Source organism: Rummeliibacillus sp. TYF005, from assembly GCF_003844195.1.
In the GTDB taxonomy this organism is placed as follows: domain Bacteria; phylum Bacillota; class Bacilli; order Bacillales_A; family Planococcaceae; genus Rummeliibacillus.
In genome coordinates this window covers 1-24,171 of the sequence record NZ_ML122582.1, presented here as the reverse complement: position 1 = coordinate 24,171, position 24,171 = coordinate 1, and the positions used below count along the sequence as shown (strand labels likewise).

The window sequence follows — 24,171 nt, the reverse complement described above, 5'->3', positions numbered from 1 at the left end:
CGCTCCAAAACAAATTGTATTCGCTCTCTCAGCAAATTAAGTCCTTTCTCCAGCATGATCAACGCAGCGGATGGATGGAACAAAAAAATAAGAGAGCGCAGTGGCTCTCTTATTTTGCATATAAGTTAATGGATTCTGGGTCAAAACCTATTACCCAGTGACCGTTAATGTTGGTTTGTGGAACGCCAAGTTGCCCAGTTGTTTCTATAAGTTTAGTTGCAGCATTTTGATCTTGCTGAACATTCACTTCTTTAAATGGAAGGCCTGCATTTTTTAAATAATTTTTAAGCATTGAGCAGTATGGGCAAGTATTTGTTGTGTATACTGTAATATCGTTCATTTTCATTCATCCTTTCAATATAAAATATACCCCTATAGGTATACTAAGACGATTGCATATGTAAGTCAACTATTAAGTAATCTGAGTGAAATGTAGAAATATTATTCATTGGAAAAGAAATATTAGATTTGAAAAATTTTTAAAATCGATATAAGCATGTGATGTAATCCTTGAACCGTTTAGTTTAACAATAAATAGGAAATTATGATTAGGAGGAAAAGTAAATTAAAGGAGCGGTGATTATGGCTATTTGTCCTTTATGTAACTCATTAAAAGTAGTGGAAATAAAGTGTCCTAAATGTAATGCTTTGTTAGATAATGCAGGGAAAGTAGCTGATTTTATGGACCCTTATAATCATTATAAGGATGAAGAGATTGCGAAAATGGATGACGGCTATCCAAATACAGCTAAAGATCAGATTTGCCCTCATTTAATGGTCTGTCGTAAATGTGGATATGATAAGGTGATTTTTATACAGGAAGAATAGCTCAAAAGAGGTTCATCTTTATTAATAGGGAAGTACAAAGAAACCATCCGAGGCTAGCAAAAGGATGGTTTCTCTACATTATAGTGATGGGGTTATTTAATTTCCTTTAAACCTTTTCCATCAAGTATTAGTTGAATACCATCTTCACAAAAACCGTAAGAACGCCATGAACAAGTTTTGCAGACGGATTGAATGTCTGAGGGAATAACATGGTTTTGGATATGAGATTCAATGTCTGCCCATTTTAAAGTCTGCCCGATTTTTAAGCCGATTTTCTCTAAAAATGAGGCATCCATTTGATAGATGTGATCATCTTGACAGTGATATTCACCTGAGTTTGGATAATTTTCGCATAATTGATCAGGTCCATTAACAAGCTGTACCAATGTTTCTGGATGCTTTCTCAAGGTATGATGTAAACGAGTCATATTTTCAACATATTTTTTGGAATATCCCATTCCTCGATAACCTAGAAGACAAAAAATATGATGTCCTCTTAATCTATACATAATTCTCCCCCTATTTGAATCGGCATAAAAGAGTCAACCTTATTTAATAAATGGTTAACTCAATGTTATCATAACATAAAGAATAAAAGGGGAGGAGATACTAATATCTCAGAGTGTAAAATAAAAACAGCTACAATGGTATGCCGTCACTGTAGCTGTTGCTCTATTTAAAATACTATTAAAAGCTTAATCAAACTTTTCTGCATCTCCATCAAAAGGTTTATCTGCAACTTTAATGGAACCGCTAGGGCATTCATCCCATGCATCTTCTAAATCATCGTAAAAATCTTCTGGAACCGCAGCAGTTCCTTGGTTGTCATCTAGTATTACATGAGAATGACCTTTTCGATCATGATTAAATATATCTGGTGCTATATCATTACATGCGCCACAAGCAATGCAAGTTTCTTTATTGACAATTGTATATTTCATTATTTTTTCCTCCTAAGGTTTATTTAAGCTTTGGTATTTTTTTCTTTCATAATGGTTGTACTGTGAAGAGCTTGCATATCAGCTGTTGGATCGATATATACTTTCGCGCTACTAATGGCGATAGGTGCTTCTCCAAATCCAGTTGCGATCAAGTTAACTTTGCCGTCATATGTGCAAATGTCTCCAGCAGCATAAATACCCTCTATATTTGTTTCTAATTTACTGTTTACAACAATTGAATGATTGTCGATTGCTAGTCCCCAATTTTTGATGGAACCGAGTGAAGTAGCAAATCCATAATTGACAATGACAGCGTCAACGTCCAAGGTTTCTCTTTCGGTTCCTTTTGTTTGTTGAAGTACTACTTGTTCTATTTGATGTTTTCCGATAAATTCAGTTGGGACAAATGGTGTCATGACTTCAATGGTAGATTTTTTCAAGTTTTCGACACTCTGTTCGTGAGCACGAAATGTATCTCTTCGGTGCACTAATGTGACATGTTCAGCAATTGGCTCTAGCATTAAAGCCCAATCAACAGCTGAATCACCTCCGCCGAATACGACCACCCGTTTTCCTGCGAACTTGTTTAGATCATTTATAAAATAATGAATATTACGACCTTCATAGTTTTCAATGCCATCAAGTTGTAATTTCTTTGGTTGGAATGCGCCATTACCGGCTGTGATCAGAATGGTTTTTGAGTAATGAATATCAGTATTTGTCGTTAGTTTAAATATACCGTCGGGTCGCTTTTCAACCTGTTCAACAGATTGTTCAAGACATATGGTAGGATTAAACTGTCTCATTTGCTCGTTTAAATTATTGATCAGCTCTTGAGCACGGATTTTTGGAAAACCTGCAATATCATAAATATACTTTTCAGGATATAAAGCAGATAATTGCCCACCTAACTGTGGAAGATTTTCTATGATTTTCACCGATAGTTGCCTCATACCAGCATAAAAAGCAGCAAACATTCCAACCGGTCCTCCGCCAATAATTGTAATGTCAAAGACTTGGTCATTTTGTGACATTCCACGCACTCTCCTCGCAAGTACCTAATTTATTTCAAATCTAGCTAGACTATCATCTATTGAAGTAACCTATTAAAATGGCTCCCTCGCTTGCTTCATAAGTTATTGTATAAGGGGAAAATGAAATTAACATGAAATTTTAAAATGCTAGGTATCGAGAGTCGAATCCACGCAGATCAGAGGTTAATCCACGCAAATGGGAGTCCAATCCACGCAGATCGAGGTTTAATCCACGTAAATTTGGATTCAATCCACGCATTTGGGAGTCCAATCCACGCAAATCGAGGTTTAATCCACGCAATTTCAAATTGAATCCACGTTTCATACAATTTAAGTCCCGTCAAAACGATGCAGTTGTATGGTAGCTATAACTACAATCGCATCGCTTTTTACGATAGAATAGGATTAAATTGAATGGGAAATTGAGGTGCTATTGGTGCTACCAAATGAAATACAAGAAACATTGGTTCAAAAATTAGCAGAAGTTTTAAAGCCTGATTTCATCTTACTATTTGGCTCTTTTGCACAAAACCGTGAACGAGAGGATAGCGACTTAGACCTGGCCTACTATTCTTCAGGGAAGTTAACAGATTATGAACGCTTTTTACTTTCAGGTGAACTTGCGGACTTATGTGGACGCGATGTAGATTTAGTGGATTTAAATGAAGTTGATACGATATTTGCTGCTCAGATTTTTTCAACAGGTATTTTACTAAGTTGCCAAAATGAAAGTGAATTTATTAAGCAACGTATGAAAGTATATTCGATGTATGCAACACTCAATGAACAACGGGCGGAAATTTTAGAAAATATTAAGAATCGAGGAAGTGTATTCGGTGAATGAAGTTATTCTAAATAAGGTGACAACAATTGAAAGATGTATTAAAAGAATTAAAGAGGTTTATGATCAGAACCCTGAAAATTTAGCTGATTTTACAAAACAGGATAGTATCATTCTCAATATCCAAAGAGCATGCGAAGCTAGTATTGATCTTGCGATGCACTTGGTAAGTGAGCGTAAGTTAGGCTTACCCAAAACAAGTCGTGAGGCATTTCAATTACTACAAGATGCCAATTTAATCGAAGCAAGTCTTGCAAAATCGCTTAAAAATATGGTAGGTTTTCGTAATATTGCAGTTCATGACTATCAATCCATTGAGCTTAATATTCTGCAATCAATAATTGAAAAACACCTTGCTGATTTTACGAAGTTTACAAAGACAATATTAGCATTTGAATAAGCTATCTCCATATACAAGGCATAATGTAGGTGGTTCTCATGCGTTTCGTCATACTTATGCGCGAGGATATGGCTATGTTGGAGTTTCAAAAGCGAGGAATTGCCGTTGAGGGACGTCAGATGCTTTAAAAAATGCTTAAAATCGTGAAAAAGGGTTTCGCGAGGACCATCTCGTAAAAAACGATGTTATGGCTTTATATAAGCAGGTCAATCAAGTTGTGGATCTCGTTCATTGCTATTTAGGTGGACGAATCGATTTGTGTGAAGTCTATATAAGTTTTTAAGCATAATTGTTCCCAAACGTCGCTTTGGTAACTGATGCTATATATTAAGAATGTTTCGTAATAATAAAGTCATTTAAAATTATAATATAATGTATTAAGTTGTTCCTCAAACGGGCCGGATTCTTAAACAACTAGAAGGAGTGGAAATAATGTCCAATGAAGTAGGAACAAGAAAAATAATTTTAGATTTAGCTGTTTCCTTAGACGGATTTATTGAAGGGAAAAACGGTGAAGTTGATTGGTGCATTATGGACCCTGAAATGGAGTTTACTAATTTCCTAAATCAAATTGATACAATTTTGTATGGAAGAAAAAGTTACGATTTATGGGGACAATATATTCCAACAGCTGAGGCTCCTGATGATGAAAAAGAAATGTGGGAATTGGTTCACAGCAAGGAAAAATATGTGTTTTCTAAAACGCAAAAAGGGACTGACAGTAAAGTAACATTTGTAAATAAAAATATTACCGAGGAAGTAAATAAATTAAAGAATAATCCTGGTAAAGACATATGGCTATACGGTGGGGCAAGTCTCATTACGACTTTTATTAATTTAGGACTCGTTGATGAGTTTAGATTATCTGTTCACCCTGTAGTATTAGGAGAAGGAAGACCGTTATTTGTTGATATAAAACAAAGATTGAATCTAAATTTGATGAATACAAGGACTTTTTCCTCTGGCGTTGTTCAACTAATCTACTATTCAAACGGAATTTAAATATCATTTTGGAATACTATACTATAATCTCCATTACTACTGCAAAATGGGTGCATTTATTGTAAAATTAATTTTTCTTCTTCAAATAATGGAGGATTTTGTTCAATAAGAACTAATAATGTATACAAAATAAATACAAATAACGTTCCTAGTTTGGGGACATAGTAAAAAGGCATAAACGCTGTTATATCAGTGTTTGTGCCTTTTCTATTGGGAGATTGTTTATACGTGGTTTTATGCATGTCTTGGCGTCAGGTATTACTAGAAAGCTTTGCGTCAACAAAATAATTTTTCTCAATCAGATTGATATATAAACATACTATTTTTCAGAAATAAAAATAACATCAACATAAAAGTAATTTATTTCAATTAAAGGAAATGATAAACTGTATAAAGCAACATGAAAAAATCTACTATGTAAAAATTAATTCTGGAGGTTAAATAATGCTTGCCATTGCTACAAAGGAATTTGTTGAGATGATGAAAAGTTTTAAATCTTTATTTATTATCGCACTATTTGTACTATCCTCATATTTTATGAGCTCCTTCGTTTCAAAAAACGTTGTGAGCATTGGTACGGATACAAATAATTATGTGTCTGTCACAAGAATTCTTATTTTATTATTTGGTTTTCTATTTGTTCTGATGCTATCCCATGATTTAATAAGTCGTGAAACTTCCACAAAAACAATTCGATTTCTTATAACCAAAACTTCACGTACAAGTATTATAGTTGGTAAATTTTTAGGCGTTGCAGCTTTTTGGTTATTTTCACTAGGGATTTCGATCACTATTGTATCCTTTTTTGCAAAAGACTTTCTTTGGTTTACATTCTTACAGTTATATAGCTTTCTTGTTTTTGCAATAGGGCTTTGCTTACTAATTTCTACATTGTCAAAAACAACAAGTATGTCAATGTTACTTGGTCTAGCTGTTAGCTTTATCGCACCTGTTGTTGGCATTTGGAGCATGTTCTCAGAAAAAATTTGGTTGAAACCGTTTAAACTATTACTTCCATATCAATATCAAATAAAAGAAAATGGCCTTGTGCTTATTCCACTTATAATAGTCCTCCTATTTATATCTGTTAGTATCTGGTATTTTAAACGAGGTGATTATTAATGAATAAAGTCTTAGAAGTTAAAAATATAACAAAATCATTTGGGAAAATAGATGTATTAAAAGGCGTTTCTTTCTCTATTGATCAAGGAGAAATTTTCGGCTTTCTTGGAAGAAATGGGGCAGGGAAAAGTACACTAATTAATATTTTAACAGGTGTTATTCATCAAACAAATGGAGGTTTCCAAATTCTTGGGGGCTCCCTAGATAAAGTAAAGGGTAAAATCGGTGTTTTCCCAGATGTAGACAACTTTTACGCGGATTGGAGTGCTAATCAGCATTTAAAATTCTTTGCAAAAGTACAGAAACTCAAAATTCAACAAAAAGAGATCGATGAAAAACTTGCATTAGTAGGGCTTTTAAAGGACAAAGGAAAAAAAGTGAAAAACTTTTCATTTGGTATGAAAAAAAAGCTAGGAGTTGCTCAAGCGCTCATCAACAATCCTGAATTTATTATTTTGGATGAACCCACATCTGGACTAGACGCTGAATCAGCAATTCATATGCGTGAACTTGTAAATAAATTAGCAGCTCAAGGAAAAACAATTTTCATCACATCTCATAATTTAAATGAACTTGAAATACTTAGTAATCGGATTGCCATTTTAAAGGATGGACAAATTAGTGTCATAGGAACTATGGAAGAACTACGAGTAGAAGCACAAAATAAAATCCAAGTAGAAATCACATTAAATCGTCCTCTCAAAAAAGAAGACTTAGCTACAATTGATTTACCTCCACATCAAATTAATAAGCAGAATTTACGTATTTCGGTAAAACAACAGGAGGAAATTGGAAACTGTATTCGCCAATTGGTACTTAAAGGCTATAATATTTATAGCGTTATTCAACAGGAAAAAACATTAGAAGATATATTCTTACAAAATGAGGTGGCACATTAGTGGGAAATTTCTAATAGTAGCAGTCGCGTTTATATTTGGTTACTTTTATCTAGCATGGATAATGGACGATAGAATGGGGCCGATTTTTGTAATTTTAATACTTCTTGCAGTGAATTATATTGCAAGTCGGATTATAAATGCAGTGAGAAAGAATAGATAAGGTAAAAAAATAACCTTATCCGTTGCAACATTTAATCAGAGAGCCATTAAAGTATATAGAAAAATCGGTTTCAAAGACAAAGGTACTTTTATGCAGGATACAAATGGTAGCATATTTGAGTTTTTAAAAATGGAATATGTATGTTATTAAAAGGGGTTTAGTTGTAAAGTAATTTACATATAAACTCAGGTTTTGAAATATAGAACTTAGATTTGTAAATAATAAGGGATAGCGTAAATAGTGGTTTTGATAACAAAAGTTACTACGGAACGTGTAATTGTAGCATATTAAACTTCTTGCAAGAACAAAAGTTTGGTATAATGTATTTAGGATAGCTGATACTCAAGGGTGGTTGGCTCACTCCCCAAAAAAGGAGCGCAGACTAACCCCACCGCGTCCTGCGGTAACGTCTGCATGACCCACATCGTGTGGGCCCGGGGGTGAAGCCATGACAGTATTTGAAGCATTAATGTTGGCAATCGCATTTGCAACGTTAATCATTACAGTTCTGTCATTTAATCATAAAAAATAACCCATCCTTGAGTTAGGTCCTCAGATGGGTCATTTCTACCATTTGGAGCCAATCCCCTTAAAGGAATCAACTATCTTTTTGACCGTTCGATGGGATAACATCGGCGGTCTTTTTAATTTATGCTTATAACAATTTTAGTATACGTGGTGAATGACATATTTTCAAGTTACAGCTTAGTAGGGGTAAGAGCCCATGTATTAAAACAATGATTTATTTCCATAATCGGATAGTTTATTTCTGAATTGGGATAGTTTATTTCCAAAATAGATGCATTTATTTCTAAAAATGGTCTATTTATTTCCAAAATATTGGTGATTATTTCTTGTATGAGATTTATTTTCGAAAAATGTTAATACCGATAAAAGGAAGTGAATTTAAGTCCTTAATCTCTTCGAAGGTTAAGGATTTTTTCTTTGATATTCAATCCACGCATTTCTTGGATTAATCCACGTGTTTTATGATTTAATCCACGCAAATAAGGGGTCAATCCACGCATTCGGAAGTCCAATCCACGCAGAAAGAAATTGAATCCACGTTCTGGGCAATTTAAGTCCCATGATTGAATCAAATTAGCGAAAAATACCCACTATTAGCAAAAAATTGACGTGTAATCAAGTAATCTTAAAAAAAATCAAAATTCTGCACTGATTTTAACGCCACTTTAAAAAATTTTTTTATATAAAAATTTCACCGTTATATTTTTGAACAAATTCTTCTTAAAAAGAGATGATATTTTTGTGAGAGATGAGAAAAAAATAATGCTTCTAAACCGCTTTATATCAAGGTGAATATAGGTTTCCAAAATTTTGAATTTACATTGGCGAATTGTGATTTTATTTTGAAAAATTTTTAGAGAAAATAGGTCTTCTAGTTATGTTGAAAATTTGCTGTTTTATACCGATTATTTGACAAAATGCAACTAAAGCCTATATGCTTAGTATGTAAAAATTTTTACGCCACACTTTAAGAACCTCAGGTTTTCAATATGTCGACAACAAGATAATTTGGGCTTTTAAAAGATTAAATTGTTGTTTTTTTCCGCTATTTTATTATCCAACAATGTTTTTTAAATCTTTTGCAGTCCTCGAAAATAGCAAACCATTAAAGGAGCTGTTTAGAGTATGCAACAAAATAATTTAGAAATAGAACCGCAAGATATTAATATAGTAAGTTCCAAGAAAGCAAGAAAGGCTGTCATTGCCACAGGAATCGGTAATGCAATGGAATGGTTTGACTTTGGTCTTTATGCATATTTAGCCGTTATTTTAAGTAAGTTATTCTTCGCTGGAGTTGATAACAGCGGGCTGCAACTAGTCTTTACGTTCGGTACATTTGCTGCCGCTTTCTTAGTACGACCTCTTGGAGGAATATTTTTTGCTAAGATTGGTGATAAACATGGTCGAAAAATTGTTTTAAGTACTACGATCATTTTGATGGCAATTTCCACTTTATTAATCGGTTTCCTCCCAACATACCAGCAAATTGGAATTTGGGCACCAATTCTATTATTGGGTGCTCGTTTGATACAAGGTTTCTCAACCGGTGGTGAATATTCAGGTGCGATGGTTTATATCGCTGAATCTTCTCCTGATAAGAAACGTGGTACACTAGGAAGTGGTCTAGAGATTGGTACATTAATAGGTTTCATAGCCGCTTCTGGTTTAGTAACGATTTTAACTTTTGCATTATCCGATGCACAAATGCTTGCTTGGGGATGGCGTATTCCGTTCCTAATCGCTGCACCAATTGGTCTTGTCGGCTTATATTTACGCCGTCATTTAGATGAATCTCCCGTTTTTGAAGAAATGGAACAAGCACAAGAAGAAAATGATGAAGAACCACTTACATTTAAAGAAATTTTAAAACATTATAAAAAGGATTTACTTTTAAGTGTTGTGATTGTCGCATTCTTTAATATTACAAACTATATGGTATTGTCTTATATGCCATCTTACTTAACAGAAGTATTAGGGATAGATAATACAACAAGTTTAATCATTCTACTAATTGTTATGGCATTAATGATTCCGTTAGCATTAATCGCAGGTCGTCTTTCTGACAAACACGGTAACAAGCGTATTGTGCAGATTGGCTTAATCGGTTTAACATTCTTATCTATTCCAGCATTTATGTTAATGGGAAATGCACACATCGGGTTTATCTTCGCAGGTGTATTTTTACTAGGTTTCTTATTAAGTTTCTATGAAGGTACACTTCCATCTCTATTACCAAGTCTGTTCTTCTCGGATGTTCGTTATCGCGCATTAGCATTAACATTCAACGTTTCTGTTTCGATATTTGGTGGTACGACACCGCTTGTCGCATCTTATTTAGTACACGTAACAGGTGATCCACTAGCACCAGCCTATTATTTAGCTGCTATAAGTGTGATTGGCTTAATCGTCTTCAGTATATTATTCGTTCAAACTTCAGGTCGCGCCTTAAAAGGTTCTTACCCTGCGGTGGAAACGAAAAAAGAACTTCGTGAGGTCATGAAACAGGATCCAGAAGAAGCTCTATGGTGGCAGGAAGAATTACCTCAAACGAAAGAAACAATGTAATTTTCATATAAATAGAATCGCCCATTTATAGTTAAAGATTATAAATCTTAGCTATATAAATATGATAAGCGCTCCTTTCATTTTAAGTTTGGTATAATCGCCAATTCTTGTTAAAATGAAAAGAGCGCTTAAATTATAAGTTTAATAGTTTGAAAATTGAAAATGTTTGTGCTGGGAGGGAGTATTTTCATGAAAGAATATTATATAGAAAAGGCCCAATCTTTTATTCGGTATCATGATTTTCCAGGAAATGATATTCCTATAATGTTTATCCATGGTCTGGGGTGTGGGGGTCATTTGATTATCCTGAAGTTGCAACTCAAGAAGCTTTAAAAAATCATCGTTGCATTTTAGTAGATCTTTTAGGAGCAGGGTATAGTGACAAACCAAATGATTTCACTTGTACCGTAGATAGTCATGCTGAATATCTTGCGGAATTTGTTTCTTCGATTGGATTAGAATCCTTTATCCTTTTCGGTCACAGCTTAGGTGGAGCAGTAGCGATATCTTTAGCTACTAAATGTCGTGATCGTATAGATAGAATTATTTTAAGTGAAGCAAATCTAGATAAAAGTAGCGAAGGGTCAACGAGCAAGTACATTGCAGAATATTAGCATTCTTATTGGAGCAATCTTCATTATTTCTGGTTTCATATTACTTTATAAACCTCCAAAGGATATTAACCCAATCTACGGCTATCGAACAAAACGGTCCATGAATAACATGACCCTTTGGAAAGAAGGAAATACCTACAGTGCAAAGCTACTAATAAAATATGGCATAGCTTATTTAGTTGTAGGAGCGATCATAAGTTTTATTATTACAAAGGATGAGTATGCTCTCCTAATAAATCTAATTCTAATGATTTTAGTAACAATCCTATTGTTTGTTTCTGTAGAAAAAAGGTTGAAAAAACTATCTTCGGAATCTCACGAAAAATTTTTAGGCTAATATATTATAAAGAGCTAAAGGGGTAGATTATGGATACTGATGGACTTATCATAACCACAGTAGTCGGTTTAATCTATATCTTTTTAGGGTAGTTGATATGGTTTAAAAAGATGCTTTTTTTAATAGCGGGTTACAATGACTCAACTTTTGAAGGGGATAAAGAAAAATTAGCAAAAGGAACTGGAATTGTTCTTATCATATCAGGTATAGTAACGATACTTTTACCCTATTTCCTTTACTGGTTTGGAAACACTATGGGAATAATATATTGTTTACTCATCATTATAGTGATAGTAGTGATATTATGGGTGAAAAGTAAACGATGAAAATTATTAAACTTTTAATAAGAACGAATGTTTGGTAATGTGTAATAGATAGATGATACTCAAGGGTGGTTGGCTCACTCCCAAAAAGAGGAGCGCAGACTAACACCACCGCGTCCTGCGGTAACGTCTGCATGACCCACATCGTGTGGGCCCGGGGGTGATGCCATGACAGTATTTGAAGCATTAATGTTTGCAATCTCGTTTGCAACGTTAGTCATTGCAATTCTGTCATTTAATCATAAAAAATAACCCATCCTTGAGTTAGCGCTCCGATGGGTTATTTAATCAGTGTGAGCCAATCCCCTTAAAGGAATCAACTATCGTTTTGATCGTTCGATGGGATAACATCGGCTGTCTTTTTAATTTATGCTTATAACAATTTTAGTATACGTGGTGAATGACGTATTTTCAAGTTACAGAATCTGAGGTGTTAGGTGTGAATCTTTGTTCCAGAAGAGGTTAAGGGATTTTTCTTTGATATTCAATCCATGAATTCCTGGGGTTAATCCACGCAATCGAAAAGTAATCCACGCAATCGGGAATCCAATCCACGCAATCGAGCATCCAATCCACGTAATTCCAAATTGAATCCACGTTCCGGACAGTTTAAGTCCTCTTAAAATAAATCAAAGTATTAAATAGATACATTAGCTACACATATATTTGCGACGGTCTTGAAAATTGTATAGAGAAATTATATATAATCATTTCAAGTAAAGGAAACTTTACAATAAAATAGAAATATGGTAAGTTTTATGTAAAGGAACCTTTACGTTGGGGTGGTGAGAAATGGAACATCGGATAAAAGAACTTAGAACTTCATTTAATTGGACACAAGAGCAACTATCTGAACTGCTTGGTGTTTCAAGACAAACGATTATTTCTATTGAGAATGGTCGTTACAATCCATCATTAGAACTCGCATATAAAATTGCAAAGTTATTTCATCTTAGTATCGAAGAAGTATTTATATTTGAGAAAGGGGAGAACTAAATATGAGTTTGGAACAGATATTAGGAATCTTGGGTTTATTAATTGGAGTTTCAGGTGGACTTTTTGGATTATGGTGGGGGAGAAAACTTTCTAACCGTAAACGAGGTATCGATGAGAGATATAAGAACATTTCGATTAGATCATTAGCAAATGGTTGGAAAATAACTTTAGTATCCATTTATATATTCTTTATATTAATGCTATTTGGAATTCAGTTTTCAGTTGCACCTGTCCTAGGAATTATTTTACTAATTCATATGGCTGGATGGGCATTTTCGGCAGTGTATTATAATTTAAAATTCTAATTTGAGATCAAAAGGTGTTTTGGTATTAGATATAAATAATGGACTGTTTAAATCGTTTTATTCCATGAGTTAGATTATGTTTTTATTAAACTCCCAATAAGAACAAATGATTGATAATATGTAATAGATAGCTGATACTCAAGGGTGGTTAGCTCACTCCCTCTAAGAAAGGGGGTGATGTCATGACAGTATTTGAAGCATTAATGTTTGCAATCTCGTTTGCAACGTTAGTCATTGCAATTCTGTCATTTAATCATAAAAAATAACCCATCCTTGAGTTAGCCGCTCTGATGGGTTATTTCTACCTTTGGAGCCAATCCCCTTAAAGGAATCAACTATCGTTTTGACCGTTCGATGGGACAACATCGGCGGTCTTTTTAATTTATGCTTATAACAATTCTAGTATACGTGGTGAATGACGTATTTTCAAGTTACAGTATCTAAGGTGTTAGGTGTGAATCTTTGTGAGTTACTAAAATTTCTGACATACATCATAAATTAAGTCCTTATCTCATCGGAGGTTAAGGAAAGGACTTTTCTTTCCGTTTCTATTTAAAGGATATCAATTGAAAAATAAGTTTAATCCACGTAGTTGGTGCTTCAATCCACGTAAGTTAAGGTTTAATCCACACATTCGGGCATCCAATCCACACAAATCGATATTGAATCCACGTTCCGGACAGTTTAATTCCTAGCAGAGTAAATTCAATTCCATTTAGAAAAGTCGACAGCTTATTTATAAAACAACTTTTAAGTTATTCTAAATTTTTAAGGGCACGGCTTATAGCACGATTTTTATGAAAAATAGAAAATTTTATACCATTTGCAGAAAAAAATAGTATATAATTGTAATAGATACAAAATTTATTGAATATTCTTTTAAGTTAAAGGGGGAAATTTATGAAATTAGCGAAGCACATTTTAATAGCACTTATTTTGGGGGCAGTTGCAGGTCTTGTGATGAACTTATCAATGCCCAACGCTTTTACATCTATCGACAAATACTTCTTGACACCTCTCGGAACGATTTTCATAAGCTTGATCAAAATGCTGGTTGTTCCACTCGTTTTCTTCTCTATTGTTTTAGGTACTGCGAATATTGGTGATCCTAAAAAACTTGGTAAAATTGGTGTGAAATCAATAGCCTTCTTTTTAGCTACAACAGCTATTGCTATAACAATTGCCATTATACTTGCTTCCATTATAAAACCGGGTACGGTAGGCACATTTAATACAGAAGGTTTAAGCTATGAATCTCAAGAAGCACCAGCAGTTACAGATACGTTATTAGGGATTATACCGACTAATCCTGTAGCAGCATTTGTAGAAGCAAACATGTTGCAAATTATTTTCTTCTCGGTATTCATAGGGATAGCTTTAGCATTTTTGGGAGACCGAGTAAAGTCTGCTTTAAAGGTAGTTGATGAGGCTAATGAAATTATGCTGTATTTAGTATCATTAGTTATGAAATTTGCACCATATGGTACATTTGGTTTGATCGCTTCTGCGATTGGTAAACAAGGATTTGATGCGATTAAAGCAATGGGACTTTATATGATTGTCGTTTTAGTCGCATTAATCGTTCACTTTGTTTTGGTTTACGGTGGTGCGCTTAAATTTTTGGCGAAAAAGAATCCAATTCAATTTGTGAAGGATTTCTTCCCGGCCATGACGGTTGCGTTTAGTACTTCAAGTAGTGGTGCAACATTGCCGATTTCTATGAAATTAGCTCAAACTAAACTAGGTGTCCCTAAATCTATAAGTAGTTTCGTTCAGCCGCTAGGTGCGACAGTAAATATGGATGGAACAGCCATTATGCAGGGGGTTGCAACTGTATTTATAGCACAAGTATATGGAGTCAATCTTACTATCACAGAATTAGCGATTGTTGTCATCATCGCAGTTCTTGCAAGTATTGGTACAGCAGCAGTGCCTGGAGCTGGTCTAATCATGTTAGCAATGGTATTAAATGCTGTGTCATTACCAGTAGAAGGAATTGCTTTAATAATCGGTATTGACCGAATACTTGATATGGCTCGTACGGCAGTAAATGTGTCAGGAGATGCTGTATGTGCAATGTACGTTTCGCAAACTGAAAAAGGTAGCGAAGAACAATATACAGAAAATGAAAAATCACTACCTCAAGCACAATAAGGCGGGGTAGCGAAAAATTTCAGATTAATGAAGAACAACTAAGTCCTTAATCTCTTCATAGGTTAAGGACTTTTTCTTTGGTTTCTTTACTTTATTAGCCAATCCACGCAAAACGATGGGGAATCCACGTATTTTGGGATCCAATCCACGCAGATCAGGGTTTAATCCACGCAATCGAGCATCCAATCCACGCAATTCAAAATTGAATCCACGTTCCGGACAATTTAGGTCATCCGTAAGTGCATCAAAGAAAAGAAGGAGATACTCCTATTAAGCGCGACAGATATTTCATTAGATTCAAAAAAACTATCCGCGATAAGTAGTCTTGAACTATCAAGAATGATTAGAAATCCAATCCACGCAATCGAGCATCCAATCCACGCAAATCAGGGTTTAATCCACGCATTTAGGAATCCAATCCACGCAATCGGGAGTTCAATCCACGCAAATAGAAATTGAACCCACGTTCCGGACAATTTAAGTCCTCCGCGAATGAATCAATCCAGAATGAAACAAGGGAACACTCCAAGCTTAGCGGGTGTTCCTTTGTTTACGTTACAGATTATTTTGATGTACAAATCACTGTACGGTGCCCGTGAGGAAATACATGTTTCATATAATTTCCTGAGGTTACTGGAATCTTGAGACCTTTTTGTTCTAAAATCATCCAAATTGTTCGGTCTAATGCAAAGATTTCTTCCTTCATCAATCGGTTTATCTGACTTTTTTTGAAAGCCAATTGATATGTCTTTCTTTGGAACTTAACTGTCATGTAGTAATGGGGCAATGTTTTGACTACTACTTCACATACATCTCCATTTTCGGATAACTCTTGTTGAACACAATTTCCAAGATGTTTGAAAAAATCCTTTGCTGATAGATGTTGAATCATTTGTGTTCGAATAAGACTACTGCTGTTCATTTTAGATTCTCTCCTTTTTTATGAGCCAAAATGGTCTCTATTTCAATAAGGTATGAAGAGAAAAAAATAAACCCCTCTACTGCAGTTGTGAATGCAATAGAGGGGTTCGCTAAATCCCGTTCGTTATCATTCAAAGCACTGCTTTGCTGGATGAAGCACCTTACCGCTTGGCAGGTTGCTGTGAAGTCAATGAGCCAGGACTCTCGTTCACTCTCGATAACCTTATTAAATTAGTGCTATTGTAACATATTATATTTATGGATACAAGGATAATTATTGGTTTTTTGTTGATATCAGGTATTCTATGGTTTTTAAATTTACAATAGTTTGAAAATTCAGCTAGAAATAGTGCTGATTGTCGTGTACACTCGTTATTATCTATTAATGTATGGTTAATGGCAAAAATATAAGGGGGAATAAGAGTGGTAGATTTTTTTACTTTTCTTAAAGGAATGCTTATTGGTTTTTCGATTGCAGCTCCTGTTGGTCCAATTGGGATTTTATGTATTCGTAGAACGATCGCCTATGGTAGAGTAGTTGGGCTTTTTACAGGATTGGGAGCAGCAACGGCGGATGCTCTTTATAGTATATTTGCCGTATTTGGCTTGACTATTGTCACGAATTTTTTAATAGGTCAACAATTTTGGCTTCAATTAATAGGGGGGATTTTCCTTTGCTATTTAGGCGTTAAAACAATGATGTCAAAAGCTTCAGTGCAATCAGCAAAAGCACAAGGAACAAAAATTTGGAGTGCGTATATTTCTGTTTTTTTCTTACCATCACAAATCCGATGACAATACTATCGTTTATAGGAATATTCGCCGGTCTAGGATTTTCAAATAGTCAAAGTAACATCATTTCATCGTCCCTACTAGTATTAGGAGTTTTTTTAGGCTCTGCTTTTTGGTGGCTACTCCTTAGTTTTGTTGTGAGTTTAGTTAAGGAGCGGATAGAGTATAAAATGCTATCTGTGATTAATCGAATTTCGGGCCTCATCATTTTGTTGTTTGGTATAGCTTCCCTTACTTCTTCATTACAATAAAATTTTGTCCGATTTTCCTTCCTACTTTCTATGTAATTAGTAAATAGAAAGAAAGTAGGTAGATGTAAATGGCGCGTTTTGACTATTTAGCAACGTATGTCATATTTGAAAGCGTACAGGAAATGGACGAACATGTGGAATGTCATATTCGAAAAAATTTTTATGAATTAACGGAATCAGAAAAAGCTGTGTTATATAAAGTCGCATCGCATGCACTAGATTACCCAGGGGTATGTCATCTAAAAGCAAAAACAATCGCAGAATCTTTAGGAATATCTATAAGAACCGTTTTTCGAAGTTTAAAACATCTTGAAGAACTTCAGATTATTCAACGTATACATACAAAAAAGATGAATGGCATTAAAGGTGCCAACATCATTTTAATTTTATCTTCGCATGACACATCGAGCGTGTCACATCAAGAGAAAGCCGAAAATGCATGTGAGCGTAAGGATGAAGCAACCAATTTTCAAAAGGAACCATCTAATTCTCTTAACCAAAAACATTTATATGTAAAACATACCTATCCGATGCTAAATTCATCATTAAGAAATCGTATCTTCCATCATCTAGCTGCAACTACTGGTGAAACGAAGGCGACAAAGAGATTTCTAAGCGTAATCCAAAAACAACTCAAGCCATTACTAAAATGGGAAGTATGGCAAACTCAAAAAATGAAACTTGAAGAGATCGGGTTCACTCTTTTTAAAGAAGTTATTCAAAAAACAAAAAAATGCAACATCAAAAACCCATTTGGTTATTTATATTGCAGATTAAGCAAAAAATTGGATGATGTGATGATGGAAATGATAGAAACATATGCAGCTGAAGCAAGGGATGGTCATTGAAGTAGAGTAAGTGAATAGGTACTGCTTGAAGCTTATCGATATTATATTTAATTTTTGAAAGGTGGTAATACGTTAGATATCTTTATAATATTTGGATGAATTTTGTACAATAAAGCGGATAAGTATTGATTCAGTTGTCAGATAGGGGATGATGGGATGAAAAACTATTTTACATTAGCATTTATTGTTGCATTAATACTTGGGGCGATTACGTATTGGAATTTCTACGAGAATAAAATAGATGGAAGTTCGGAAAATAGCGTATGGAAAGCCGAATATGTAGAAGAAAAGATTGGTGGAAGTTCTATAGGATGGATAGCAAATGTCGATCAAAAAAATGATGAAAAATTGACAGTGAAGAAGCTTGAACTTATAAAAAACGGAAAAGTAATGGCTGAGCAAACAGAGTTCAAAGAGTTTAAAGATATTAATGGAAAAAACTACACACTCCATCCTTTTTCGTATCCCGAATTGTATGGAGGAGACGCACCAGAAAAAGAAGATTCCTATCATGTACGGATTATATGGGAAGATCATGCGAATAAAGAACATACGGATGAGATTGAATTGAAGTGAGAATTGCATAGGGATTTAGTAAAAATTAATAAAAACAAGACGGTTGCGTTAGTCCGTTTAATTTGAAAAGGAAACTTAACAAAAAAGGACTTCTTTTAATTATGTTAATAATTTAAGAGAGCCAAAATAAATGAGAAAAGTCATGTTACAACCGTTTAATGAATAAAGTAATACTTGTAGTTAAAAGAAAAGCCTCAATACCATAAAGGCATCGAAGCTTTAAGCTATACATACGTTAAGACTGATTTTGCAATCGTACAAAACGATATTTGTCTTTTATAAATTGTTTGAAATAACGTCCTGGTGAATCGGCTTCCATTAGACCTTTGTAATACAATTCTGGAACTCCGTAGTATTCGAATACACCATCTTTGATAAATTCAATTCTTAAAATCATCGCACTAGAATTATAGCCGACAGAAGCCAATTTAGAAGAAGTAACCGCTTTCATTTCCATAGTAATTCGCCTCCAAAGTTTTCAATATAACTGTTGTGAAAATAATAATAACAGATATTAAGTAAAAATGAAAGCGCTTACTATAAAGATAGTGTAAAAATTTGAAATTCACATTTTAAACGAAAGAAATCTAATATAATAAGAGAAGGGGGGATGATGTTGAAAATAAAACAGTTTATTACTTTTTTAATCATTTCGAATTTATTGACCCTTGGATTTGTTTGTTATTCAATTGTTCAACATAATTTTCAACAAGAATCTTATTTCTTAGATGAAATTCAAGCGCCTCTCGTCCAACTACAAGCTACGATTAATCACCAAAAGGAAAATAATTGGAAAGACCCAGAACTCATTTCATACCAAGCTTCTACTATTCAAAACTCTCTTGAGAAAGTGTTAGATAAATCACATTTTGCACATTCAAAATTGACGGAACATGAACAGTCCAATTTACTTCAAATAAATAAAGCCCTACAAAAACTGCCACAAAATACGGAGTACACAATAGCCAATTGGAAGAAAGAAGATCAACAGAAAGCCATAGCATTGGAGAAGGTATTAAAAAAGGCAAAGTTATCAAAAGATAACAGTAATCATGTAGATTATAAGGAATTTATGAAACAATGCAAGATTGTTGCGAATGAATTAAAGGAATAATCGGTATGTATGAAAAAGGCTGCTCAAAAATTAGAGCAGCCCTTTTAATCAGATGGGGTAAGTCCTAACAAAAAGTGTAGAAGCAGGTTAACGCTTGTCTACCTAAAGTAATTGTAAGAAATCTATATTATGAAAGAGTGTGATCTTTTTCAATAACCGCATTTACAGCGTCAAAAATAGTGCTTTCAAATTGATCGTTTTGAAGTGAAGTTACGCCTTCAATTGTTGTTCCACCAGGTGAGCATACTTGGTCGACAAGTTCCCAAGGATGTTCACTGCTTTCCATAATCATTTTGGCACTGCCGAATACAGCGCTTGAAGCGATTTCAAGTGCACGCTTCTTATCCATTCCTGCCCGAACCGCTGCTCTTGCCAATGAATCGATATACATATAGCTAAAAGCAGGGGAGGCACCAGCGATTGCAGAAAAGACGGTAAACTGTTCTTCTGGTAATTCAATCATGGAGCCAATTGTATTAAATAAGTTTGTGACCATTTCTTTATCTGCATTTGTTGCATTTTCGGAAGCACTAAAGCATGTTGTAGATGCCCCTACAATTGCATTAATATTTGGCATGACACGAATAATAGATGTAGCTTTAGGTAAATTCGTTTCTAAATAGTCGATAGATTTTCCAGCAGCAATCGAAATGACTACTTGGTTTGGAGATAAGTACTCATTTACTTTTGGCAGTAACTCATCAAACGTTTGTGGTTGAACTGCAAGAATAATGACATCTGCTTTCATCACTTCTTCTAATGTCGAACATCCTGAAATTTGATACGCATCGACTAATTTCTCTGTTTTATGTGAAGAGCGATTGAAACCTAAAATATATGAAGCATTAAATCGCTTACTTTGAACCATTCCTTTAATAATCGCAGTGGCCATGTTTCCAAGCCCGATAAAACCGTATTTCAATTTATATGACACTCCTATCAAATACTCTTTTCAAATTATATTAAGTATAAAGTGTAAATCTAGTTTTGGGTAATATTTTATACTAGAGACATTTTAAACAAAGAAAAGGAAGCAAATCATGTCATTATTGTGACAGGGGAATTTTAAATATGTATATTATGTTAAAGTTTTGGTATGATTAAAGCATTGTTTTAATTTTATCTGATAGGCAATCCATTTCAATAACTATGAATTTTTCTCAATTAGTTGTTATAATATAGTGGAGCTCTTGCTATGAAAAGGAATGAAAAATGAAATAATGGGTAGTGACACAAAACGAGACCAAGCATCACAAGATACAGCTGTCACTGTATCGAAGCCATCTATCTCAAAAATTTTAGCGATGACTGTCAAAACAGGTATTATAAAATCGAATCTTATTACAATGATTGCCGGATTAACGCTAGCACTTTATAAATATGAGTTGAATCCACTCGATAAATGGCTTGATATTATTTGTGCGATTATTGGTTCTGCATTAGTAATCGCTGCTGCAGGGGCATTTAATAATATTTACGACAGAGATATCGATGCTATTATGAATCGAACGAAAAAACGTCCGACGGTAACTGGTGATATACAGATCAAATACGTTTGGATAATCGGTATTGGTTCCACAATTATTGGGCTTTTAGCTCTTTATATCGCAACACCTTTAGCAGCGTTGCTTGGGCTTACTGGACTTTTCTTTTATGTATTTCCTTATACAATCTGGACAAAACGTCATACTGTATACAACACCGAAGTTGGGAGTATCTCTGGAGCAATGCCTCCATTAATCGGTTGGGCAGCGATTCATCCGAATATTATGCATCCAGCTATACTAGGGCTATTTGTCATCTCACTAATCTGGCAAATGCCTCATTTCTATGCCATTTCTATTCGCAAGTATGACGATTATCGTGCAGCAAATGTTCCGATGTTACCAGTAGCCAAAGGGATGAAACGAACTTATATTACAACGAATATCTATTTAATCCTATTAACTGCCAGCTGTTTATTGCTTGGCACATTAAGTAAAGGGTTAATGCTCGTTGCTTTACTTTTAAGTATTATTTGGCTTGTGATGAATATTTATGGTTACCATAAAAAAGAACCAAAGAAATGGGCAACTCTATTATTTGTCTATTCTTTGCTTCATATGACAATTCTATTTTCAACGGTGATTATCTATTCAATCGTTGGTTTATTTTTAAAATTACACTAAAAAACCTCGACATTTTCTTTTTGGAGAATGTCGAGTTTTTTTATGATCTGGTATGTATAAAAGGAGTTCTACATAATGAAATATTTAAAACTTTTTATCTTTATTTTTATTTTCATATTTTCTGCCCACTACTTGCAGGCTACATGGGATAAAAATAATATAAGCATTATTACAATCATTTTATCGACTGTTTGTATTCTTTACTCAATTGTAATGTCAGGTAGATTAATGGATAAGACGAAGATTTATTTTTTACCTATTTTCATTCTGATTAGTGATTATCTTGCGAATTGGATTTTAAATATTGATCAGCTTTTCAAATAATATTTCTTAAGAATATGTGCCAGTAACCAAAGTTACGAAAACTTTTCTGTTTTTAAAACATAGTTGATTAATCGGAATAGTTGTGTTAAAGTTTATTTATCTTAATCATATAATTAGTCGATTGGACAACCAAAGACTACAGTGAATGGCAAAAGGATTAGTGTCATTTACTGTAGTCTTTTTATATGAGGAAGAAAGATTAAAAATAGAAGAAGGAGTATAAAAATGACACAATTTAGCTTTATTTCACATCTAGAATGTCCAAAATGCAACAAAACGTATGACGAAAAACAAATTCAGCAATTATGTGAATGTGGATCGCCATTATTAGTACGTTACAATTTAGAAGACGTAAAAAAACATGTGACACCTGAGGAAATTCAAAGACGTTCTGCATCATTATGGCGTTACCATGAATTATTACCTGTACATAACGAGAAAGACGTTGTCACTCTTGGTGAAGGTTTAACACCTCTAGAAAAGCTTGACAAATTAGGTTCAACTTATGAACTAGATAACTTATATATTAAAGATGAAGGTATTATTCCTACAGGTTCTTTCAAAACTCGTGGCGCTAGTGTAGGTATTTCTAAAGCAAAAGAACTGGGTGTAAAACAATTAGCGATGCCTACAAATGGTAATGCTGGCGCGGCTTGGGCTTTATATGCAGCGAAAGCTAATATTAAAGCGACGATTGTGATGCCACTAGATGCACCGCAAATCACACGTAAAGAAGTTCATATCGCTGGTGGTGATTTACATTTAATTAATGGCTTAATTAGCGATGCTGGCAAAGTGGTTGCACAACTTGTTCAAGATGCAGGTGTATATGACGCCTCAACTTTAAAAGAACCATATCGTATCGAAGGTAAAAAAACGATGGGGTATGAAATTGTTGAACAATTCGGCTGGAAAGTACCAGATGTTATTTTATACCCTACTGGCGGCGGTGTTGGTATTATCGGTATTTATAAAGCTATTTTAGAAATGCAAGCACTTGGATGGATTGAAAAAGATAAATTCCCACGTCTAGTAGCTGTACAAGCAGAAGGTTGCGCACCAATCGTTGATGCTTGGAAAAAAGGTGAAAAAGAATCTAAGTTCTTTGAAGACTCAACAACTTGCGCATTCGGTATTAACGTGCCAAAAGCATTAGGCGACTTTCTCGTATTAGATAGTCTTTACAAAACGGAAGGTTGTGCAATTGCGATTTCTGAGCAAGAATTGTTAGCTGCACAAAAAGAGGTTGCATCTTTAGAAGGTAATTTTGTATGTCCTGAAGGGGCAGCTACATTTGCAGCAGCAAAAAAATTACGTGAACAAGGCTGGATCAAACAAGAAGAGCACGTCGTTTGTTTAAACACAGGAGCTGGTATCAAATACCCTGAAACAGTTGAAATTGAAGGCGTCAATACATTACAACCTGGCGATTCATTATTAACGTCAAAACGTTAGTTGGTGGAATTTATGACATTTGATTGGCAATATGTAATTGATGTGCTCCCGTTTTATAAAAAAGCTTTTTGGCTCACAGTTAAGTTATCCTTTATCGGTATTATTTTAGCGATTATTGTCGGGATGATTTGTAGTTCATTATTGTTCTTTAAGGTAAAAGGCTTACAAAAGATCATCCGCGTCTATTTAGAAGTTGCGCGAAATACTCCACTACTTATCCAAATTTTTTTCTTATATTTCGGTCTACCGAAAATTGGACTTACATTAAGTAGTGAAATGTGCGGCATTATTGGACTTACATTTTTAGGTGGTAGCTATATGACAGAAGTGTTTAGATCAGGGATTGAAGCTGTATCTAAAACACAGCTTGAAAGCGGTAAAGCCCTTGGTATGAATAATTGGCAACTTGCTCGTTATATTATTATGCCACAAGCATTTTCTTATAGTATTCCTGGATTTGGTGCAAACTGTATCTTTTTAATTAAAGAAACATCCGTATTCAGTGGGATTGCTATTTTAGAGTTAACAAATATTACAAAAAATTTAATGGGCATTTATTATAAGACAAATGAAGCATTGTTTATGCTTGTTATTGCGTACTTAATTATTTTGCTACCTGTAACATTTTGCTTAATGTGGCTAGAAAGCCCAGGGGTGAAATGTCAATCATAAA

The 24,171-nt window shown here is 34.3% G+C and carries 32 protein-coding genes, 2 pseudogenes and 1 riboswitch; of the genes and pseudogenes, 25 read left to right on the top strand and 9 right to left on the bottom strand.

Annotated elements, in window-relative coordinates; all coding sequences use genetic code 11:
* Nucleotides 1-109: 109 nt before the first annotated feature.
* Nucleotides 110-340 carry a glutaredoxin family protein gene (locus CW357_RS15480; RefSeq protein ID WP_119415212.1) on the bottom strand — a complete coding sequence of 77 codons (231 nt, stop codon included), beginning with the start codon at nucleotides 338-340 and terminating at the stop codon, nucleotides 110-112.
* A gap of 242 nt (nucleotides 341-582) precedes the next feature.
* Here CW357_RS15480 and CW357_RS15475 point away from each other — a divergent pair, with 242 nt between their 5' ends.
* Nucleotides 583-828: a hypothetical protein gene (locus tag CW357_RS15475; RefSeq protein WP_124218530.1), complete on the top strand. Its 246-nt coding sequence runs from the start codon at nucleotides 583-585 to the stop codon at nucleotides 826-828.
* A gap of 92 nt (nucleotides 829-920) precedes the next feature.
* Here CW357_RS15475 and CW357_RS15470 read toward each other — a convergent pair whose 3' ends face one another.
* From CW357_RS15470 to CW357_RS15460, 3 genes are all read right to left on the bottom strand, one after another.
* Nucleotides 921-1,337: a DUF1284 domain-containing protein gene (locus tag CW357_RS15470; RefSeq protein WP_124218529.1), complete on the bottom strand. Its 417-nt coding sequence runs from the start codon at nucleotides 1,335-1,337 to the stop codon at nucleotides 921-923.
* Between the two features lie 186 nt (nucleotides 1,338-1,523).
* Nucleotides 1,524-1,769 carry a ferredoxin gene (locus CW357_RS15465; protein WP_369973761.1) on the bottom strand — a complete coding sequence of 82 codons (246 nt, stop codon included), beginning with the start codon at nucleotides 1,767-1,769 and terminating at the stop codon, nucleotides 1,524-1,526.
* Nucleotides 1,770-1,792: 23 nt separating this feature from the next.
* The gene (locus CW357_RS15460; protein ID WP_124218528.1) at nucleotides 1,793-2,803 is read right to left on the bottom strand and encodes an NAD(P)/FAD-dependent oxidoreductase; all 1,011 of its coding nucleotides are present in this window, start codon (nucleotides 2,801-2,803) and stop codon (nucleotides 1,793-1,795) included.
* Between the two features lie 436 nt (nucleotides 2,804-3,239).
* On the opposite strand from CW357_RS15460, the gene CW357_RS15455 reads away from it, so the two are divergent.
* From CW357_RS15455 to CW357_RS18930, 7 genes and pseudogenes are all read left to right on the top strand, one after another.
* Nucleotides 3,240-3,647, top strand: a complete 408-nt coding sequence (locus CW357_RS15455) for a type VII toxin-antitoxin system MntA family adenylyltransferase antitoxin (protein WP_119415207.1) — start codon at nucleotides 3,240-3,242, stop codon at nucleotides 3,645-3,647.
* Nucleotides 3,640-4,044 (top strand): type VII toxin-antitoxin system HepT family RNase toxin, encoded by a 405-nt coding sequence (locus CW357_RS15450; RefSeq protein ID WP_119415206.1) that lies wholly within the window; start codon nucleotides 3,640-3,642, stop codon nucleotides 4,042-4,044. Before CW357_RS15455 ends, CW357_RS15450 begins: the two co-directional genes overlap by 8 nt.
* Nucleotides 4,045-4,476: 432 nt before the next feature.
* On the top strand, nucleotides 4,477-5,046 hold the full coding sequence (locus CW357_RS15445; RefSeq protein WP_119415205.1) for a dihydrofolate reductase family protein: 570 nt from the start codon (nucleotides 4,477-4,479) through the stop codon (nucleotides 5,044-5,046).
* Between the two features lie 444 nt (nucleotides 5,047-5,490).
* Complete coding sequence (locus tag CW357_RS15440) at nucleotides 5,491-6,168, top strand: ABC transporter permease (protein WP_119415204.1); 678 nt, start codon at nucleotides 5,491-5,493, stop codon at nucleotides 6,166-6,168.
* A complete protein-coding gene (locus CW357_RS15435) occupies nucleotides 6,168-7,067 on the top strand; it encodes an ABC transporter ATP-binding protein (RefSeq protein ID WP_124218527.1) in 900 nt (299 codons plus the stop codon). The genes CW357_RS15440 and CW357_RS15435 overlap by 1 nt, the downstream gene beginning before the upstream one ends.
* A gap of 169 nt (nucleotides 7,068-7,236) precedes the next feature.
* Nucleotides 7,237-7,377: pseudogene (locus CW357_RS18670) on the top strand (GNAT family N-acetyltransferase); the annotation flags it as partial.
* A gap of 298 nt (nucleotides 7,378-7,675) precedes the next feature.
* Nucleotides 7,676-7,759, top strand: coding sequence for a putative holin-like toxin (locus CW357_RS18930; protein ID WP_367269486.1), 84 nt, complete (start codon nucleotides 7,676-7,678; stop codon nucleotides 7,757-7,759).
* Nucleotides 7,760-8,141: 382 nt separating this feature from the next.
* Here CW357_RS18930 and CW357_RS15425 read toward each other — a convergent pair whose 3' ends face one another.
* A complete protein-coding gene (locus CW357_RS15425; protein ID WP_124218526.1) occupies nucleotides 8,142-8,327 on the bottom strand; it encodes a hypothetical protein in 186 nt (61 codons plus the stop codon).
* A gap of 553 nt (nucleotides 8,328-8,880) precedes the next feature.
* On the opposite strand from CW357_RS15425, the gene CW357_RS15420 reads away from it, so the two are divergent.
* The 9 genes from CW357_RS15420 to CW357_RS15390 all read left to right on the top strand — a co-directional run bounded on the left by CW357_RS15420 (nucleotide 8,881) and on the right by CW357_RS15390 (nucleotide 15,049).
* The gene (locus tag CW357_RS15420) at nucleotides 8,881-10,320 is read left to right on the top strand and encodes an MFS transporter (RefSeq protein ID WP_124218525.1); all 1,440 of its coding nucleotides are present in this window, start codon (nucleotides 8,881-8,883) and stop codon (nucleotides 10,318-10,320) included.
* Between the two features lie 284 nt (nucleotides 10,321-10,604).
* Entirely contained in the window at nucleotides 10,605-10,934 is a 330-nt protein-coding gene (locus CW357_RS15415) for an alpha/beta fold hydrolase (RefSeq protein WP_241155140.1), read from the top strand.
* Nucleotides 10,935-11,034: 100 nt separating this feature from the next.
* Entirely contained in the window at nucleotides 11,035-11,271 is a 237-nt protein-coding gene (locus CW357_RS18780; protein WP_371684315.1) for an SdpI family protein, read from the top strand.
* Nucleotides 11,272-11,381: 110 nt separating this feature from the next.
* Nucleotides 11,382-11,597 carry a DUF3784 domain-containing protein gene (locus tag CW357_RS15405; protein ID WP_241155142.1) on the top strand — a complete coding sequence of 72 codons (216 nt, stop codon included), beginning with the start codon at nucleotides 11,382-11,384 and terminating at the stop codon, nucleotides 11,595-11,597.
* Between the two features lie 165 nt (nucleotides 11,598-11,762).
* Complete coding sequence (locus tag CW357_RS18925) at nucleotides 11,763-11,846, top strand: putative holin-like toxin (RefSeq protein WP_367269485.1); 84 nt, start codon at nucleotides 11,763-11,765, stop codon at nucleotides 11,844-11,846.
* Nucleotides 11,847-12,386: 540 nt separating this feature from the next.
* Nucleotides 12,387-12,590: a helix-turn-helix transcriptional regulator gene (locus CW357_RS15400; protein ID WP_124218523.1), complete on the top strand. Its 204-nt coding sequence runs from the start codon at nucleotides 12,387-12,389 to the stop codon at nucleotides 12,588-12,590.
* Nucleotides 12,591-12,592: 2 nt separating this feature from the next.
* Nucleotides 12,593-12,895: a hypothetical protein gene (locus tag CW357_RS15395; RefSeq protein WP_124218522.1), complete on the top strand. Its 303-nt coding sequence runs from the start codon at nucleotides 12,593-12,595 to the stop codon at nucleotides 12,893-12,895.
* A gap of 182 nt (nucleotides 12,896-13,077) precedes the next feature.
* On the top strand, nucleotides 13,078-13,161 hold the full coding sequence (locus tag CW357_RS18920; protein ID WP_367269485.1) for a putative holin-like toxin: 84 nt from the start codon (nucleotides 13,078-13,080) through the stop codon (nucleotides 13,159-13,161).
* 634 nt (nucleotides 13,162-13,795) lie between these two features.
* Nucleotides 13,796-15,049 (top strand): dicarboxylate/amino acid:cation symporter, encoded by a 1,254-nt coding sequence (locus CW357_RS15390; protein WP_119415199.1) that lies wholly within the window; start codon nucleotides 13,796-13,798, stop codon nucleotides 15,047-15,049.
* Nucleotides 15,050-15,073: 24 nt separating this feature from the next.
* On the opposite strand, the gene CW357_RS18360 is transcribed toward CW357_RS15390, so the two are convergent.
* Complete coding sequence (locus CW357_RS18360) at nucleotides 15,074-15,244, bottom strand: hypothetical protein (protein ID WP_164489624.1); 171 nt, start codon at nucleotides 15,242-15,244, stop codon at nucleotides 15,074-15,076.
* Nucleotides 15,245-15,611: 367 nt separating this feature from the next.
* Nucleotides 15,612-15,971 carry a hypothetical protein gene (locus CW357_RS15385; protein WP_124218521.1) on the bottom strand — a complete coding sequence of 120 codons (360 nt, stop codon included), beginning with the start codon at nucleotides 15,969-15,971 and terminating at the stop codon, nucleotides 15,612-15,614.
* A 120-nt stretch (nucleotides 15,972-16,091) separates the two neighbouring features.
* A riboswitch (SAM riboswitch) is annotated at nucleotides 16,092-16,194 on the bottom strand.
* A 229-nt stretch (nucleotides 16,195-16,423) separates the two neighbouring features.
* Here CW357_RS15385 and CW357_RS18915 point away from each other — a divergent pair.
* From CW357_RS18915 to CW357_RS15370, 3 genes and pseudogenes are all read left to right on the top strand, one after another.
* Nucleotides 16,424-17,013, top strand: a pseudogene (locus CW357_RS18915) (LysE family translocator).
* Nucleotides 17,014-17,081: 68 nt separating this feature from the next.
* Entirely contained in the window at nucleotides 17,082-17,861 is a 780-nt protein-coding gene (locus CW357_RS15375) for a helix-turn-helix domain-containing protein (protein WP_124218520.1), read from the top strand.
* Between the two features lie 156 nt (nucleotides 17,862-18,017).
* Nucleotides 18,018-18,437, top strand: a complete 420-nt coding sequence (locus CW357_RS15370; protein WP_124218519.1) for a hypothetical protein — start codon at nucleotides 18,018-18,020, stop codon at nucleotides 18,435-18,437.
* Nucleotides 18,438-18,672: 235 nt separating this feature from the next.
* Here the strand turns inward: CW357_RS15370 and CW357_RS15365 are convergent, their stop codons facing one another.
* Complete coding sequence (locus tag CW357_RS15365; RefSeq protein WP_124218518.1) at nucleotides 18,673-18,894, bottom strand: KTSC domain-containing protein; 222 nt, start codon at nucleotides 18,892-18,894, stop codon at nucleotides 18,673-18,675.
* 159 nt (nucleotides 18,895-19,053) lie between these two features.
* Here CW357_RS15365 and CW357_RS15360 point away from each other — a divergent pair, with 159 nt between their 5' ends.
* Nucleotides 19,054-19,551, top strand: a complete 498-nt coding sequence (locus tag CW357_RS15360) for a hypothetical protein (RefSeq protein WP_124218517.1) — start codon at nucleotides 19,054-19,056, stop codon at nucleotides 19,549-19,551.
* A gap of 127 nt (nucleotides 19,552-19,678) precedes the next feature.
* Here CW357_RS15360 and proC read toward each other — a convergent pair whose 3' ends face one another.
* On the bottom strand, nucleotides 19,679-20,473 hold the full coding sequence (gene proC, locus CW357_RS15355) for a pyrroline-5-carboxylate reductase (protein WP_119415193.1): 795 nt from the start codon (nucleotides 20,471-20,473) through the stop codon (nucleotides 19,679-19,681).
* 298 nt (nucleotides 20,474-20,771) lie between these two features.
* On the opposite strand from proC, the gene cyoE reads away from it, so the two are divergent.
* The 4 genes from cyoE (at nucleotide 20,772) to CW357_RS15335 (ending at nucleotide 24,170) form a co-directional block, all read left to right on the top strand.
* Nucleotides 20,772-21,719, top strand: a complete 948-nt coding sequence (gene cyoE / locus CW357_RS15350) for a heme o synthase (protein ID WP_119415221.1) — start codon at nucleotides 20,772-20,774, stop codon at nucleotides 21,717-21,719.
* Between the two features lie 75 nt (nucleotides 21,720-21,794).
* Nucleotides 21,795-22,043 carry a hypothetical protein gene (locus tag CW357_RS15345; RefSeq protein WP_119415192.1) on the top strand — a complete coding sequence of 83 codons (249 nt, stop codon included), beginning with the start codon at nucleotides 21,795-21,797 and terminating at the stop codon, nucleotides 22,041-22,043.
* Nucleotides 22,044-22,268: 225 nt separating this feature from the next.
* Nucleotides 22,269-23,498 carry a threonine synthase gene (locus CW357_RS15340; RefSeq protein ID WP_119415191.1) on the top strand — a complete coding sequence of 410 codons (1,230 nt, stop codon included), beginning with the start codon at nucleotides 22,269-22,271 and terminating at the stop codon, nucleotides 23,496-23,498.
* 12 nt (nucleotides 23,499-23,510) lie between these two features.
* The gene (locus CW357_RS15335; RefSeq protein ID WP_124218516.1) at nucleotides 23,511-24,170 is read left to right on the top strand and encodes an amino acid ABC transporter permease; all 660 of its coding nucleotides are present in this window, start codon (nucleotides 23,511-23,513) and stop codon (nucleotides 24,168-24,170) included.
* Nucleotide 24,171: the final 1 nt, after the last annotated feature.